The sequence below is a fragment of the Curtobacterium sp. PhB115 genome, assembly GCF_003752025.1.
In the GTDB taxonomy this organism is placed as follows: Bacteria; Actinomycetota; Actinomycetes; order Actinomycetales; family Microbacteriaceae; genus Curtobacterium.
This window is the reverse complement of the sequence record NZ_RJKR01000011.1, coordinates 102,060-117,164: the sequence shown is the minus strand read 5'-3', so window position 1 is coordinate 117,164 and position 15,105 is coordinate 102,060. Positions and strand designations below refer to the sequence as shown.

Sequence of the window (15,105 nt, the reverse complement as noted above, 5' to 3'; positions counted from 1 at the left end):
GCCGTCGACGTCCGTTCAGCGGGCCGTCAGACCGCGTCGACCAGCGCCCTCGCCAGCGGGTGCCACTCACGCGACGACGGCCCGCTCAGCACCAGGGTCCGCTCGAGGCGCCGCGCCATCGGCACCATCACGAGGTCCGGCGGCAGCATCCCCCGCCCGAGCGTCGGCACGATCGAGACGCCCTCGCCCCGCTCGATCATCCCGAACATCGTGCTCATCTCCCGCACCCGGTGGGCGTAGCGGAACGGCTGCCCGTCGAGTTCGTGCAGCTTCTGGATCTGGTGCTCGCACCCGCCACCGCCCGCGACCAGGCCGTCCTCGTGCAGGTCGTCGAGCGTGAGTGCGGGGAGCTCGGCCAACGGGTGGTCGCGCCGCACGACCGCCGCCATCTCGTCCGTCGCCACGACCACGCCACCGACCGGGGCCGGCGTGGGGTCGACGAGCACGGCGGCGTCGACGGTCCCGCTCTCGAGCCACTCGGGCATCTCGTCGTCGTCCCCCTCGTAGACCTGCACGTCGACGTCGGGCAACGTCACCGCCCACAGCTCGCGGAGCCGCGGCAGCAGGCCCTGGCAGACGGTGGGGACGGCCGCGAGTCGCACGGTGCCGCGCGCCGTGGCGGGCCGGACCACTGCCTCCAGGGCGTCGACCGAGGCGAGCACGCTGCGGGCGTGGGCCAGCAGACGGTCGCCGAGCGGTGTCGGGGCGGCGACCGCGCCGCGACGGACCACCGGGCCGCCGACCTCGCGTTCGAGCCCGGCGACGGCGTGCGAGACGGCGGACTGTCCGACACCGAGGACGGTCGCGGCAGAGGTGAACGAGCCGGCGTCGAGGGTCGCCACGAACGCCCGGAGCTGGGGGACCGAGACGCCCATGCGTCCTCCTCATGTCGGTATGAACCACATGCGTTTGCCGCATGTGCGGGTCGGGTTCGACACTAGGCCACATGAACGCCGTCCTCTACGCCCTCGTCGCCCTCACCTGGGGATCGAGCTTCCTGTTCGCGAAGATCGGGCTCGACGGACTCGCACCGCAGCAGGTCGCCACCGTGCGGACCGTCCTCGGTGCCGTGACACTGGTCGCGCTCCTGCTCCTCACCCGCCGTCGCTGGCCCCGCGAGCCGCGGGTGTGGCTGCACCTGCTCGTCGTCTCGGTCTTCCTCAACGCGGTGCCGTCGTCGCTGATGGCGTGGGCAGAACAGACGGTGCCGTCGGGGCTCGCGAGCATCTACAACGCGACGACGCCCATCATGACGATGGCGGCGCTCGCCGTGCTGATCCCGTCCGAGCGGTTGCGCGGTCGCCAGGTGGTCGGCATCGTGCTCGGGATCGTCGGTGTGCTGGTGCTCGTCGGACCGTGGGACGTCCTCGGCGACCCCGCCGTGCTGGCGAGCGTCCCCGGTCAGGTCGCGCTGCTCGGCATGACCGCCTGCTACGGCATCGGGCTGGCCTACCTCCGCCGGGTGGCCGTCGGCAGCACGTACGACCCGGTCACGTTGGCGACGGTGCAGCTCACGCTCGCGTCCGGGCTGCTCCTGCTGGTCGCGCCCGTCATCGCGACCGGTCCGGTACAGCTGGACGGGAGGATCGTGGTCGCGATGATCGCACTGGGTTGCGTCGGCACGGGGTTGGCCTACGCATGGAACACCCGCCTCGTGCAGGCGTGGGGCGCGGGGCGGGCATCGACCGTGACCTACCTGACGCCCGTGGTCGGCGTGGCGCTCGGCGTGCTGGTGCTCGGCGAACACGTCCGGTGGAACGAGCCAGTCGGCGGACTCGTCGTGCTGCTCGGCATCGCGCTCGCCTCGGGGGTGGTCGGCCGCCGGAGTCTGCGGCGGCCCGCACGCCCCGCCCGTACGCTGGCGGAGTGACCTCCGGCCGGGACCCCAACGTGCTGCGGCTGCTGTTCGCGTCGTCGCACCCAGGCCCCACGGTGACGGTGACGGTGCTCGCCGCCGTGATCGCCGCGGCCGTGGGACACCCGTTCTGGTTGGTCGTCCTGGTGGCGCTGACCGTGGTCGCCGGGCAGCTCTCGATCGGGCTCGCGAACGACTGGATCGACGCCGACCGCGACCGTGCCGTCGGCCGGTCGGACAAGCCCGTCGCACGGGGCCTCATCGCGGTCGGGACCGTCCGCACGGCCGCGTTCGTGACGGCCGCGGTCGCCGTCGTGCTCTCGCTGTTCCTCGGTCCGGTCGCCGCGGTCGCTCACCTCGTGCTCGTCGCCGCCGGCTGGGCCTACGACGCCGGGCTCAAGCGCACGGTGTGGTCCGTCGCGCCGTTCGTGGTCGCGTTCGGGCTGCTGCCGGTCGTCGCGGTGTCCGCCGGCCCTGGGGCGCAGTGGCCGGCGTGGTGGGCGATCGCCACGGGAGCGGTGTTCGGCGTCGCGATCCACTGCACGAACGTCCTGCCCGACCTGGTGGACGACGCCGCGACCGGGGTGCGCGGGTTCCCGCACCGGCTCGGGCTCCGGGCGGCGGGCATCGTCGCGTTCGGGTCGCTCGTCGTGGCGGCGGCGCTGGTGCTCGGCGGGCAGGTGCTCGGTGGTGATCCGGTGCAGGGCGTCGGGGTGGTGCTCGCGGTCGTCGGGGCGATCGTCGTGCTCGGGCTCGCGGTGGCGGGGGTCCGGCTCGTGCTGGCCGGTCGGGCGTCCCGGACGTTGTTCCGGCTCGTGATCGCGTCGTCGCTCGTGCTCGTCGTCGAGCTCGGGCTGGCGGGCGCGCGACTCGTCGCCTGACGCGCGTCCCTCTGCGCGCAAGACACAGGTGTTCGCCGGTTGCACACGCGCATGTCGCGGTTCGACGCGTGAACACTGGTGTTCCGCCGCACGGAGCGGCACGGAGCGGCACGGAGCGGGCACGGGGCGGGCGCGGAGCGCGCACGCGGCGGGCACGCGGCGGGCACAGGGGGGCGGAGCGGGCACGGAGCCGCACGGAGCGGGCACGGAGCGCGCGCGTCAGGCCCAGCGCATGGCGTACAGCCGGGCCAGGCCGTGCGCGGTCGGCAGGGACAGGACGGTCCGGAGCAGTGCCTCCCGGCCAGCCGTGCGCACCGGGTCGAGCGGACGCCCGAGGGCCATGTTCGCCTCGGCCTGACGTGCAGCGCGGCGGGCGGCGGCCTGCCTGCGCTCGGCGTAGGCGGGCCAGGGACCGGCGACGCCGGTCCGGACCGCGCCGACGAGCAGGGGCGCGAGGTCGGCGGCGTCCAACCACCCGAGGTTCATGCCCTGCCCGCCGATCGGGCTGATCTCGTGGGCGGCGTCACCGACGAGGACGACTCGTCCGACGCCGACCCGGTCCGCCGCCCGACGCCGGACACGGAACCCGCTGAGCATCGAGCAGGTCGTCGGGTCCGGCGCCACTCCGGTCCGGTCGGAGACGATCCCCGCCAGGCGTCGGGCGCGTGCCGGATCCGGAGCCGTGCCGCCGGCTGCGGCGGACCCGCTGAACCCGTCGTCGGGGACGAGTGCGACGTAGCGCCGTCGACCGCGCGGCAGGGGGAACGACTCCACCACGCCGTCCGGCCCCACGTCGACGAGGGCCGCGGTGCGGGCAGCGGGGTCCTCCGGGTCGGCGAAGTCGCCCATCACATAGCGGTCCGGGTAGTCGCGACCAGAGGTGCCGATGCCCAGCAGGTCCCGGACGACGCTCCGTGCGCCGTCGGCACCGACGAGGAACGCCGCACGCAGGGCGACGGATCCGCCGTCCGGTCCGGTGCCGACCGCGTCGACGTGGTCGCGGTGGCGGGTCAGTGCGGTGAGCGTCGTCCCGGTGCGCAGTGCCCCCGGGTCGGCCTGCTCGAGGCGGTCCCGCAGGAGCTCCTCGGTACGGTGCTGGTCGAGCGTCGCCACGTACGGGTGCGTGTCCGACGCGCGGTCGAAGGTCAGGGTGCCGAGGGTTCGGCCGCGGCTCCGGGCGACGCCGGTGCGGACGAGTGTCGCCTCGGCGAGCACCCGGGTGTCGAGCTCGATCGCGGCGAAGGCGTCGAGCGAGGGCGGGTGGATGCCGATCGCGCGGGACCCCGTTGGTGGTCCGCTGCGGCGTTCCCACACCCGCACGTCGACGCCCCGCGCCGCGAGCAACGCCGCCAGGAACAGGCCGACGGGGCCACCGCCGACGACGAGGACGTCGGTCCGCTCCGTGGTCACGGGCCGAGCCTACGGTCGGGCGGTGTCGGGGGCACGCAGTGAGCGGTACACGGCGCAGAGGACGCTCAACGACCGGGGTGCACCAGGGCCGTCAGGGCATCGAGTCGTTCGTGCACGATCGCCGCGAAGGGCCGGAGCTCATCCGGAGCGATCCACTGCGCGAACGACAGGTGGAACACTGTGACGGCGGTCTCGGCGGCCATCGTCGCCGCGGGCTCCGGGACGCCACGCTCGCGCATGACCTCGCCGATGCGTGTCTTCAGGGTCGCGAGCTTGCCGAGTTCCCGCTCGCCGAGCGCCGGGTTGGCGTCGATGATCCCCTGGCGGGCCCGCGACCACGACCGGCGCTCGTCGGGGAAGAACCCGGCCGCGGCGTCGAGTGCCCGTCCGACAAGGTCGAACGGCGCGGAGTCCTCAGGAGCCGAGCGGATCGGATCGAGGAACATGCCCAGGAAGTCGTCCTGACCGGCGAACAGGACCTCGCGCTTGTCGGCGAAGTGCCGGAAGAAGGTGCGTTCGGTGACCTCGGCCTCCGCCGCGATCCGGGCGACCGTGGTGGCGTCGTACCCCTCGGACGCGAAGAGCTGCAGCGCGACCGCCTGCAGTCGTTCGCGGGTTCCGGGTTGCCATCGAGCCATGTCCGCAGTCTACTGATGACAGTGGCTGACATCGAGTGCTACGGTGATGTCAGTTCATGACATCACCGCCGTGGACGCCTGCGAAAGGACCACTCATGCACGTGTTCGTCACCGGGGCCTCCGGCTGGATCGGCTCCCACACCGTCGACGACCTGCTCGCCGCCGGCCACTCCGTCACCGGACTCGCCCGCTCCGACGCCTCGGCCGCAGCACTCGAGGCGAAGGGCGTCACCGTCGTCCGGGGCGACCTCGACGACCTCGACGCGATCCGCCGCGGTGCCTCCGATGCCGAGGGCGTCCTGCACCTCGCCAACAAGCACGACTGGGCGAACGCCGCCGCGACGAACGCCAGCGAGCGTGCCGCTGTCGAGACCATCGCGACGGCTCTCGTCGGCACCGACCGTCCGTTCGTCCTCGCGTCGGGCGTCGCCGGTCTCGCCCAGGGCCGCCCCTCGACCGAAGCGGACGCCAACCCGTTCGTCGGCCCGGACAGCATGCGCGGCGGCAGCGAGAACCGCGGCTTCGACTTCGTCGACCAGGGGGTGCGCACGATCGCGGCCCGGTTCAGTCCGACCACGCACGGCACCGGTGACCACGGCTTCATCGCGGCGATCGTCGGCGCAGCCCGGCAGCGCGGCGTCTCCGGCTACGTCGGCGACGGCACCAACAGCTGGTCCGCCGTGCACGTCACCGACGCCGCTCGGCTCGTCCGCCTCGGGCTCGAGCAGGCCCCGGCCGGCACACGACTGCACGCCGTCGCCGAGACCGCGATCCCGACCCTCGCGATCGCCGAGGCCATCGGCGAGGTCCTCGGGCTGCCGGTGACCTCGATCGACCCGGCGGACGCGGACGCGCACTTCGGGTTCATCGGCCGGTTCTTCGGCATGGAGATGTCCGCCACGTCCGAGACCACCCGCGAGCTCCTCGGGTGGGAGCCGACCGGCCCGGGGCTGCTCGAGGACATCGCCGCCGGTGCCTACTCCGGCGTGCGGGTGGCGTAGACGGCCGCGTCGGCGCCAGCCCCACGTGCCCCTGCACCGGACGGGAGGCGCGTGGCGGCCCCGCACCGCGCCTCCCGGCCGTCGCCGGTCCGGACCACCGCCCATGGTGAGCAGCAATGGTCGGGTCCCGTCACCGGACCCGACCATTTCTGCTCACGAAGCGAAGCGGCGACGTCGCGACCCGCGCAGCTACGACCCGCGACGCGCCCTACTCGGACTTCTGCATCTGCCACGGCTCCGGCTCGCGGTCGCCGTTCGGGCGCACGGGCCGGACGTCGCCGACGATCGGGATCGCACGCTTCCGCATGAACCACAGGTAGCGGACGAAGAAGTGCGACAGCGTCGACAGCCGGTTGCCGTTGCCGAGCAGCGACGCGATGTGCACCGCCACCCACGCCAGCCACGCGACCGGCCCGACCATCGTGATGCCGCCACGAAGCTGCGCGACCGCGGCGTTCGTGCCGATCGTCGCCATCGTGCCCTTGTCGAAGTACCTGAAGTGCTCGGTGGGCTTGCCCTCGAGCAAGCGCTTGATCTGCTTCGCGACGTGGCGTCCACCCTGCAGCGCGGGCTGGGCGAGCTGCGCGAGTGCGTCGTCCTGCGCGGCGATGTCGCCGGCCGAGAACACGCGCTCGACGCCCTTCACGGCGAGGTCGTCGCCGACCTGGATCCGCCCGCCGTTGGTCTGGGGGAGGCCCCAGCCGGAGACCTCCTTGTGTGCGGCGACGCCGGTGGCCCAGATGACCTGCGAGGCGGGGATGAACTCGCCGTCAGCCGTCATCACGCCGTCGGTCTTGACCTCGGAGACGCCGGTGTTCAGCCGGAGGACGACGCCGCGCTTCCGCAGGACCTTGGCCGCGTACCGGCGCAGGCGCGGGGCGAACGGCTTGAGGAGCTCGCCGCTGCGGTGCACGAGGGTGATCGTGATGGCACCCTTGTCGAGCTCGGGGTACGCCCCCTCGAGCGCCTGGTCTCGGAGCTCCGCCAGGGCGCCGGCCATCTCGACGCCGGTCGCGCCGCCGCCGACGATGACGATCTTGATCTCGTCCGGACCCTGGTTCGCCGCGGCCTCTTCCAGCCGGGTGAACAGCTCGTCGCGGATGCGGAGGGCCTGCGAGCGGGAGTACATCGAGTACGCGTACTCGTAGGCGCCGGGGGTGCCGAAGTAGCTCGTGTTCACCCCGTTCGCCAGGATCAGGTAGTCGTATTGCAGGTGCTCGCCGTCGGACATCTCGGCGATGCGCTCGTCGTGCCGGATCCCGGTGAGCAGGCCGTGCCGGAACTCCGCGTTGTCCTGCTTGGCCCGCAGGCTGCGCAGGAAGTACGTCACGTCACCGGCGTTCAGTCCGCCCGTCGCCACCTGGTACATGAGGGGCTGGAACATGTTGTAGACGTGCCGGTCGACGAGCGTGACCCGGACCGGGGCGTCCGCCAGCTCGCGCATGGCGGCGACACCGGCGAAACCACCGCCGACGATGACGACGTGCGGGCGGGTGTCCTGGGGCATGCTGATCCGGCTTTCTTCGGTTCGTGAGGTGGTCACCCACGAGGGTACGCGCGCTGTGGACCGCTCCCGTCCACGGCCGACCGGGAGGCCCGGCTCGGCTCCGTCAGGCGTCGAGCCGTGCGTAGGTGCTCACGACGTTCCCCTTGCTCGTCACGGTGCTCTCGACCAGCCGCAGGCGGGTGGGCGGGTCGGTCGGCTCGAACAGCTTCCGGCCGGAGCCGGCGATCGCCGGGTGGACCATCAGCTGCAACTCGTCCAGGAGGCCGGCGAACAGCAGGTGCCGGACCACCGTCACACTGCCGCACACCGCGATGTCGGCGCCGTCGCGGTCCTTGAGGTCGCGGACGAATGCGTCGAGGTCGCCGGGGATCCTCGTCGCGTTCTGCCAGGAGAGGTCGTCGTCGAGCGTGGTCGACGCCACGTACTTCTCGATCGGGTTGATCCACTGCGCGAAGGGGTCGTCCGCGTGCGCCGGCCACCACTCGGCCCACTCGAGGTAGCTGTTCTTGCCGAGCAGGACGGTGTCGGTGCGCGCCATGAACGCACCCATGCCCGCACCGAGCTCGTCGTCGAAGGAGTCGTACTGGAACTCGTAGGGATCCTGGACGACGCCGTCGACGGACGTGAACAGCCCTGCTGTGACCTTGCGCATGGCCGGAGCGTACTGCGGATCAGCTCCCGGTGTCGCTGTCGCTGCTGCCGTCGGTGCTGCCGCTGCCGTCCGTGCTGCCGGAACCGTAGCCGGGGGCCTGACCGGTGCCGCCCGGGAACTGGTTCGTGCCGCCGTTCGTGCCGGGCACCTGCGTCGTGGACTGGGACTGGTTGCCGCCGATCGCGTGTCCGATCGCGAAGCCGATGCCGCCGCCGACCAGGAGTGCCGCGAGCCCGACGATCGCCGCGAGGATCGGCCAGAACCAGGGCGGCTTCGGTGCGCCGCCCTTCCGGTTCGTCGTCGCGTTGCCGTACCAGGGGGTGGCGCCGTTGGGGGCGCCAGCGTTCCAGGCGTCGGCCGCGGCGTCGGCGCGGTAGGGCTGCTGCTGCTGCTGGTAGGGCTGCTGCTGCTGTGCGTACGGGTCTGCGGTGGGGGCGTGGGTGTACCCGGAGGTGTGGGTGTGCTCGGAGGCGTGGGTGTGCCCGGAGGCGGGGGTGTCGAGGGTCGCCGTGGAGGTCGGGGTCGGGGCCGCGCCCCATCCGGCCGGTGCGGCGCGGGGTGGCTGCGGGGCCGCGTCGTCGCGTTCCGGGCCGTTCGTGGGAGTGGTGTCGCTCATGCAGAGGAGTGCACACCGCGGACCTATGCGCAGCCGATGACGAGGCTGACCCGGTGCTGCGAACGCGCGCGTAGCCTCGGTCCGTGCGCAACGAGACCCTGGCAGCCCGAGCGTCGTGGGCCGTCCGTGACTGGGCGTACGCGGTGCGGTGGCAGCTGCAGAGCCTCGGTCCGACCACCGCCGACGACTACCGGGACGGCGACGGCCAACCGGTCGTCGTGATCCCCGGCGTCTACGAGACCTGGCACTTCATGCGGCCGCTGATGGACGCCCTGCACGACCGCGGGCACCCCGTGCACGTGCTGCCGGTGCTGCGGCACAACCTCCGACCGGTCCCGGAGTCGGCGGCCGACGTGTTCGCGTACCTCGAGGAGCACGACCTGCGGAACGTGCTCGTGCTCGCGCACAGCAAGGGCGGACTGATCGGGAAGTACGCGATGACGCGACTCGACGACCACGGACGGCTCGACCGGATGGTGGCGGTGTCGACGCCGTTCGCCGGGTCCGGGTACGCCAGGCTCGCGCCGGTGCGGCACCTCCGGGTGTTCCGGGCAGCGGACCCGGTGCTCGCCGGGCTCGCGCGGGAGCTCGACGCGAACGCGCGGATCACCTCCGTGTACGGGGTGTTCGACACGCTCATCCCGGAGGGCAGCGAGCTCGCGGGGGCCACGAACGTCCGACTCCCGGTCGGCGGGCACTTCCGGATCCTCGGCGACGAGCTGACCCGCGCGGCGGTGCTGGCTGCCGCCGCGCCGGCCGCGCCGACGCCCCGCGCGCCCTCGCCCGGCGACTTTTCGCGCTGAGCGACAGGTCACGGGCCCGCCGTGCCGTGAGGTGTCGCTCAGCGCGAAGTCCGCGCCCGGAACAGCCTCAGGCGCCGGGCAGGAACAGGCAGAACGGGTGCCCGTCGGGGTCGAGCAGCACCCGGACGTCGTCCTGCGGCTGGTACTCGGCCTGCGTGGCGCCGAGCTGCTCGGCGCGTGCGACGGCTGCCGGCAGGTCCTCCACCTGGAAGTCCAGGTGCAGCTGCATGCCCGGGGCGTCCTTCGTGCCGGGCCACGTCGGCGGCACCCACTCCGGTTCGAACTGCACGGACAGGCCCGGTCCCTCGTCGGGACGGACGCGGGCCCAGGTGGGGTCGTCCTCGTGGACGGTCCACCCCGTCAGTGCGCCGTAGAACCGGGCGAGGACGAGCGGCTCGGGCGACTGCAGGACGGTCGCGACGAGGGTCGGCATCGAGGCGTCAGTGCTGGTCATGCCGCGGAGCGTACCCGCGGGGCGGGCGGTTCGGCAGGGCGCAGGCGGTCAGCGCCGGGCGGCAGCCAGCGCCGGGCGGCAGTCAGCGCCGGGCGGCGGTCAGCGCCGGGCGACGCTCGCGCGCTCGACGATCCGGTGCGGCACGACGACGGTCTCGGGCGGGGCGTCCCGGTCCTCGATCCGCCGGGTGAGCAGGTCGAGGGCCGCGGTGGCGAACGCCCGACGGTCGAACGAGACGGTACTCAGCGCGGGGATGGCGTACGCGGCGCCGTCGATGTCGTCGAAGCCGATGACGCTGACGTCGTCCGGCACCCGCACACCCCGGGCAGCGAGCACGTGCAGCACCCCGAAGGCGATCGAGTCCGTGAACGCGAACACGGCGTCGGACAGCGGGTTCGCGTCCAGCCACTCGGCGAAGGCGGCGGCGGCAGCGCTCGTCGTCCACGACGGCAGCGGGACCCGCAGCGACGGATCCGGCTCGATGCCCGCGACCGCGAGCCCGGCCAGGTACCCGCGCTCACGGAGTTCGCTCGTCGCCGTCGCCTCCGATGCCCGGGCGGCGCCGACGATCGCGATCCGGCGGTGGCCGTGGTCGAGCAGGTACGAGGTGACCTCTTCCGCGGCGGTGCGGCTGTCCACGTGGACCTGGTCGACGTGTTCGGGTTCGACCTCGCCGATGACCACGGTGGGCGGCAGCCCCTCGGTGGAGGCCAGGACGCTCGCGCTCAGTGACACGGGGTTGAGGACGAGTCCGTCGACCAGGTGTGCGCGTGCCCGGGACACGAGTTCGCGCTCACGGGCCGGGTCGTTGCCGGTCTGGTCGAGCTGGACGATCCAGCCGCGCTCCCGGGCGAGTTCGACGAACCACTGCGCGAGTTCGGCCGAGTACGCGCTGCCCATCTCCGGCAGGGTCAGGGCGATGGCGCCGGAGCGGCCGTTCCGGAGCCCGCGGGCCGACAGGTTCGGGACGTAGTCGAGTTCGGCGAGTGCCCGCTCGACGCGCTCCTTGGTCTCCGGGCGCACCACGACGCCGCCGTTGATGACGTTGGAGACGGTCTTCGGCGACACCCCGGCGAGGGCGGCCACGTCCCGCACGGTTGCGCGCATCGGGACGAGCGTAGCGCGCGACGTCGATCTCGCGCGGCCGCCGTGCGCGGGCTCAGCCCGACGCCACCTCGATCGTCCGCCCGGTGCGTGCCGACTCCTGCGCTGCGAGCACGATCGACAGCGTCCGGAGCCCGACGCGGACGTCCGGCTGCGGCTGCACCCCGGTCCGGACGGCCCGGAGGAAGGTGTCGAGCATCGCGACGTCGAGATCCGGTCCGTACCGGAGTTCGATCGGCCGACCGTCGACCGCGTCGAGCCCCCGTGCCGCTGCGCCGAAGAAGTCCACCGCGACGGTCCCGCCGGTGCCCGCGACGTCGAGGGTCAGGCCGCCCCACGCCGGAGCGGTGTCCGGCCGGCTCCACGAGCAGTCGATGGCCGCGATCATCCCGGAGTCGTAGGTGACGGTGACGAGCCCCGCGGTCTCCGCATGCGCTCGGTCGGCGTGCAGGACCCGGTTCGTCACCGCCGTCACCGACTGCGGGACCGCGCCGGTCAGGCCGTCGACCAGGTCCGCGACGTGCACCACGTGGTCGACCAGCGCCCCGCCACCGCTGAGCGCCGGTTCGGTGAACCAGTCGCGGGTGGTCGGGAGCATCCCGTTGTTCGCGCCGCGGACCGAGAACACGGTGCCGAGTCCGCCGGCGTCGTGCGTCGCACGGAGCCGGTCGAACGCCGAGGCGAACCGGACCGGGAACGCCATCATCAGGAGTACGCCTGCCCGCTCGACCGCCGCACGCATGGCGAGCCCGTCCTGCCACGTCGTCGCGAGCGGCTTCTCGCACAGCACGTGCACGCCGGCGGCAGCGGCGGCCTCGACGAGCTCCCGGTGCCTGGCGTTCTCGGCGGTGACGACGACGGCGTCCGGCCGCCAGGCGAGCAGTGCCGCGTACGAGTCCTCGTACCCGACGCCGAGTGCGTCGGCGAGGTCCCGCCCGCGCAGCTCGAGGACGGACGACCCCGTGGAGACGCCGTCCGGGTCGGTGCCGCGGACCTCGACGTCGGGCATCGCCGCGAGTGCGCCGAGGTACCCGATCGCGTGGGTGTGGGCGAACGACAGGACACCGATCTTCACAGCGAGACCTCCACGGGCTGCCCGGACTCGACCGAGGCCAGCGCGGCGTTCGCGAGCCGGACGGCCACCGCGCCGTCGGCCGCCGTGACCCGGGGTTGCGGGCCGCCCGCGAACGCCGCGAGGAAGTCGCGGAGCTCGAGGGCGTACGGGTCCTCTGCGGGGTCGACGGGCGGCAGGAAGCCGTCGACCTCGGCGGGACGGGCGAGGTGGGCACGGGTGCTCTCCTCGGCCAGGGACGAGTGCGACAGGCTGCCGAGGGTGCCGGTGACCGAGTACTCGGTGGCGAACGGCAGGTGCTGCGGCCCCCACAGCCCGGCGACGTGGCTGATCGCCCCGGAGGCGTGGGTGAGCAGGACGTGCGCGGCCTCGACCGGCTCGTCGGCGCTCCCCGCCCGGACCGACACCGCGGAGACCCGGACCACCTCGCCCGCCACCCACCGTGCGACGTCGAGGTCGTGGATCATCTGGTCCATGACGATGCCGCCGGACTGCGTCCGGTCGCCGAACCAGGGGACACGGGTGGGGAACGCGCCGGACCGCGAGAACCGCAGGACCGCGAGGTCGCCCAGGAGGCCCGTGGTCGCGGCCTCCTTGAGGCGCACGTAGGCGGGGAACCAGCGCACCACGTGGGCTGGGTAGAGCTGTCGGCCCGCGTCGGCAGCACGGGCGACGAGGTCCGCCGCGTCCGCGTCGGTGCGGGCGAGGGGCTTCTCGGAGACGACGTCCTTGCCCGCGGCGAGCGCCGCGCGGACCACGTCGGCGTGTGCGGGTGTCGGGACGACCACGTCCACGACGTCGACGACCGCGAACAGCTCGTCGAGGGTGTCGGCGACCGTGATGGTGCTCCCGACGGCGCGCGCCGTGTCCGCGAAGGAGCGCGCGAGTGCCGCTGCGCCCTCCTGCGAGTGCACGACGACGTCGCCGAGTCGGAGCAGTCCTGGCAGGTGCGCGACCGCGATGCCCCCGGCGCCGACGAGGCCGATCCGGGTGCGCGGGGGCGAGGTCGACTGCGGCGTCATGGCGCCCAGCCTAGGTGAGCGGCCGGTCGGCAGCCGAGTGTGCGCTCACTCTGGCGTGCGACCGATGGAAACGTTTGGCAACGGATTGCCACGTTGTAACCGAACGCGCCAGGGTCGCTGCAGGAATCCAACGGAGGAGGCCACCGAGTGACGAAGCTCGACGTCCGCACGGCGGACAGTGCAGACAGCACCCGCGCCGCCAGGGGTGCGAACCGAACGGCACCACCACCGGACCCCGGGCTCCGGCGCCGAGCGACCTGGCAGCGGATCCGGCGCGACCGGGTCCTGCTCCTGATGGGGCTGCCGGGCGTCGCGCTCCTGCTCGGGTTCCACTACCTGCCGCTCCTCGGCAACCTCATCGCGTTCCAGGAGTACCTGCCGTTCGTCCCGCTCGGGCGCAGCCCCTGGGTCGGCTTCGAGAACTTCTCGGTGGTGTTCGACGGCGACGGTGAGTTCCTCGGGGCGCTCCGCAACACCCTGGTGATCACGCTCGTGCAGGTCGTGTTCGTGTTCCCGGCGCCGATCATCCTGGCGCTGATGCTCAACTCGCTGCTGTCCGAGCGGATCAAGGGCGTCGTGCAGTCGATCCTGTACCTGCCGCACTTCCTGTCCTGGGTGATCGTCGTCGCGGTGTTCCAGCAGATCCTCGGCGGCTCCGGGCTCGTGAACAACGCGATCCGAGCGGCGGGCGGCGACGCGATCGACTTCCTCGGCAACCCCGACGGGTTCGTGGCGCTCCTCACCAGTCAGGTGATCTGGAAGGACACCGGCTGGGCGACGATCCTGTTCCTCGCCGTCCTCAGCTCGATCGACGCCAGCCTGTACGAGGCGGCGAAGATGGACGGCGCGAGCCGCTGGCGGCAGCTCTGGCACGTCACGCTGCCCGGCATGCGCGGCATCATCATCCTGCTGCTCATCCTGCGGCTCGGCGACTCGCTCACCGTGGGCTTCGAGCAGATCATCCTGCAGCAGCAGGCCGTCGGGCGGGCCGCCAGCGAGGTCCTCGACACCTACGTCTACAACAACGGTGTGCTCGGCGGACAGTGGGGCGTCGCCGCGGCCGTCGGACTCGTCAAGGGGGTCGTGGGCGTGCTGCTCGTGCTCGGCGCCAACAAGCTCGCGCACGTCTTCGGCGAAGCGGGCGTCTACCAGAAGGAGGCGCGATGACCGCCACGCACACCGTGACCGTCCCCGGCACGAAGAAGCGCAAGCGGGGTGGGCCCGACGTCGCCCCGCTGCCCGGGCGACTGCTCACCGGAGCCGTCCTGCTCGTGATCTGCCTCGTCGTGATCCTGCCGTTCGTCGGCATCGTGTCGACGAGCCTCGCGCCGACCAGCCAGGTGAACGACGCCGCCGGGTTCGTGATGTGGCCGAAGGGCCTCGACCTCGGGGCCTACGAGAGCATCTTCGCCGGCGGTGTGGTCACGCGGGCCCTCGTGGTGAGCATCGGCATCACCGTCGTCGGCACCCTGATCAGCCTGTTCGTGAGCGCCATGCTCGCCTACGCGCTGAGTCGTCCGGGGTCGTACGGCTCCGGGGTGGTGTTGAGCCTGGTGCTCGTCAGCCTGTTGTTCGCGCCTGGCCTCATCCCGAACTACCTGGTCGTGAAGCAGTTCGGCCTGCTCGACTCGTACTGGGCGCTCATCCTGCCGACCGCCCTCAGCGCCTTCAACGTCATCGTGATGCGGTCGTTCTTCATGGCGATCCCACAGGAGCTCCTCGAGTCGGCGCGCATCGACGGCGCCGGGGACTTCGCGGTGTTCTGGCGGATCGTCCTGCCGCTGTCGAAGGCGGTCCTCGCCGTGATCGGCCTGTTCTACGCCGTCGGGTACTGGAACGCGTTCTTCAACGCGCTGCTCTACATCAACGACACCGCGAAGTGGCCCCTGCAGCTCGTGCTCCGCACCTACGTCATCAACAACGCGCAGCTCGGCGGCTCCGACCTCGGTTCCTCGTCCGACGCGCTCCCTCCACAGGCCTCGATCCAGATGGCGATCCTCGTCGTCTCGATCGTGCCGATCCTCATCGTCTACCCGTTCCTGCAGCGGCACTTCGCCAAGGGTGTCCTGACCGGTGCGGTGAAGGGCTGA

Annotated in this window: 16 protein-coding genes; 6 read left to right on the top strand and 10 right to left on the bottom strand. The window is 72.5% G+C overall.

The annotated features are described in order from the left end of the window. Nucleotides 1–26: 26 nt before the first annotated feature. Complete coding sequence (locus EDF19_RS15965; protein WP_123681850.1) at nucleotides 27–875, bottom strand: LysR family transcriptional regulator; 849 nt, start codon at nucleotides 873–875, stop codon at nucleotides 27–29. 71 nt (nucleotides 876–946) lie between these two features. Between EDF19_RS15965 and EDF19_RS15960 the strand changes: the two genes are divergently transcribed. After that, on the top strand, nucleotides 947–1,870 hold the full coding sequence (locus tag EDF19_RS15960; RefSeq protein WP_123681849.1) for a DMT family transporter: 924 nt from the start codon (nucleotides 947–949) through the stop codon (nucleotides 1,868–1,870). Further along, a complete protein-coding gene (locus tag EDF19_RS15955; RefSeq protein ID WP_123681848.1) occupies nucleotides 1,867–2,736 on the top strand; it encodes a UbiA family prenyltransferase in 870 nt (289 codons plus the stop codon). Before EDF19_RS15960 ends, EDF19_RS15955 begins: the two co-directional genes overlap by 4 nt. Before the next feature lie 219 nt (nucleotides 2,737–2,955). On the opposite strand, the gene EDF19_RS15950 is transcribed toward EDF19_RS15955, so the two are convergent. Then, the gene (locus tag EDF19_RS15950) at nucleotides 2,956–4,146 is read right to left on the bottom strand and encodes an NAD(P)/FAD-dependent oxidoreductase (RefSeq protein WP_123681847.1); all 1,191 of its coding nucleotides are present in this window, start codon (nucleotides 4,144–4,146) and stop codon (nucleotides 2,956–2,958) included. 65 nt (nucleotides 4,147–4,211) lie between these two features. Next, complete coding sequence (locus EDF19_RS15945; RefSeq protein ID WP_123681846.1) at nucleotides 4,212–4,784, bottom strand: TetR/AcrR family transcriptional regulator; 573 nt, start codon at nucleotides 4,782–4,784, stop codon at nucleotides 4,212–4,214. Between the two features lie 95 nt (nucleotides 4,785–4,879). Here EDF19_RS15945 and EDF19_RS15940 point away from each other — a divergent pair, with 95 nt between their 5' ends. Beyond that, the gene (locus EDF19_RS15940) at nucleotides 4,880–5,785 is read left to right on the top strand and encodes an SDR family oxidoreductase (RefSeq protein WP_123681845.1); all 906 of its coding nucleotides are present in this window, start codon (nucleotides 4,880–4,882) and stop codon (nucleotides 5,783–5,785) included. 208 nt (nucleotides 5,786–5,993) lie between these two features. On the opposite strand, the gene EDF19_RS15935 is transcribed toward EDF19_RS15940, so the two are convergent. The 3 genes from EDF19_RS15935 to EDF19_RS15925 all read right to left on the bottom strand — a co-directional run bounded on the left by EDF19_RS15935 (nucleotide 5,994) and on the right by EDF19_RS15925 (nucleotide 8,560). Further along, nucleotides 5,994–7,328: an NAD(P)/FAD-dependent oxidoreductase gene (locus tag EDF19_RS15935; RefSeq protein ID WP_260217241.1), complete on the bottom strand. Its 1,335-nt coding sequence runs from the start codon at nucleotides 7,326–7,328 to the stop codon at nucleotides 5,994–5,996. A 67-nt stretch (nucleotides 7,329–7,395) separates the two neighbouring features. Then, nucleotides 7,396–7,944, bottom strand: coding sequence for a dihydrofolate reductase family protein (locus EDF19_RS15930; RefSeq protein WP_123681843.1), 549 nt, complete (start codon nucleotides 7,942–7,944; stop codon nucleotides 7,396–7,398). 19 nt (nucleotides 7,945–7,963) lie between these two features. Next, nucleotides 7,964–8,560, bottom strand: coding sequence for a hypothetical protein (locus EDF19_RS15925; RefSeq protein WP_123681842.1), 597 nt, complete (start codon nucleotides 8,558–8,560; stop codon nucleotides 7,964–7,966). Nucleotides 8,561–8,643: 83 nt separating this feature from the next. On the opposite strand from EDF19_RS15925, the gene EDF19_RS15920 reads away from it, so the two are divergent. Beyond that, the gene (locus tag EDF19_RS15920; protein WP_260217240.1) at nucleotides 8,644–9,363 is read left to right on the top strand and encodes a triacylglycerol lipase; all 720 of its coding nucleotides are present in this window, start codon (nucleotides 8,644–8,646) and stop codon (nucleotides 9,361–9,363) included. Between the two features lie 67 nt (nucleotides 9,364–9,430). Here the strand turns inward: EDF19_RS15920 and EDF19_RS15915 are convergent, their stop codons facing one another. The 4 genes from EDF19_RS15915 to EDF19_RS15900 form a co-directional block, all read right to left on the bottom strand. Next, a complete protein-coding gene (locus tag EDF19_RS15915; RefSeq protein WP_221180686.1) occupies nucleotides 9,431–9,817 on the bottom strand; it encodes a VOC family protein in 387 nt (128 codons plus the stop codon). A gap of 99 nt (nucleotides 9,818–9,916) precedes the next feature. Next, nucleotides 9,917–10,924: a LacI family DNA-binding transcriptional regulator gene (locus tag EDF19_RS15910; protein WP_123681841.1), complete on the bottom strand. Its 1,008-nt coding sequence runs from the start codon at nucleotides 10,922–10,924 to the stop codon at nucleotides 9,917–9,919. Nucleotides 10,925–10,976: 52 nt separating this feature from the next. Next, nucleotides 10,977–11,996, bottom strand: a complete 1,020-nt coding sequence (locus EDF19_RS15905; protein ID WP_123681840.1) for a Gfo/Idh/MocA family protein — start codon at nucleotides 11,994–11,996, stop codon at nucleotides 10,977–10,979. After that, the gene (locus EDF19_RS15900) at nucleotides 11,993–13,015 is read right to left on the bottom strand and encodes a Gfo/Idh/MocA family protein (protein WP_123681839.1); all 1,023 of its coding nucleotides are present in this window, start codon (nucleotides 13,013–13,015) and stop codon (nucleotides 11,993–11,995) included. Before EDF19_RS15900 ends, EDF19_RS15905 begins: the two co-directional genes overlap by 4 nt. A gap of 147 nt (nucleotides 13,016–13,162) precedes the next feature. Here EDF19_RS15900 and EDF19_RS15895 point away from each other — a divergent pair, with 147 nt between their 5' ends. Both EDF19_RS15895 and EDF19_RS15890 read left to right on the top strand, forming a co-directional pair. After that, a complete protein-coding gene (locus tag EDF19_RS15895; RefSeq protein ID WP_260217239.1) occupies nucleotides 13,163–14,182 on the top strand; it encodes a sugar ABC transporter permease in 1,020 nt (339 codons plus the stop codon). Next, nucleotides 14,179–15,105 (top strand): carbohydrate ABC transporter permease, encoded by a 927-nt coding sequence (locus EDF19_RS15890; protein WP_123681838.1) that lies wholly within the window; start codon nucleotides 14,179–14,181, stop codon nucleotides 15,103–15,105. The genes EDF19_RS15895 and EDF19_RS15890 overlap by 4 nt, the downstream gene beginning before the upstream one ends.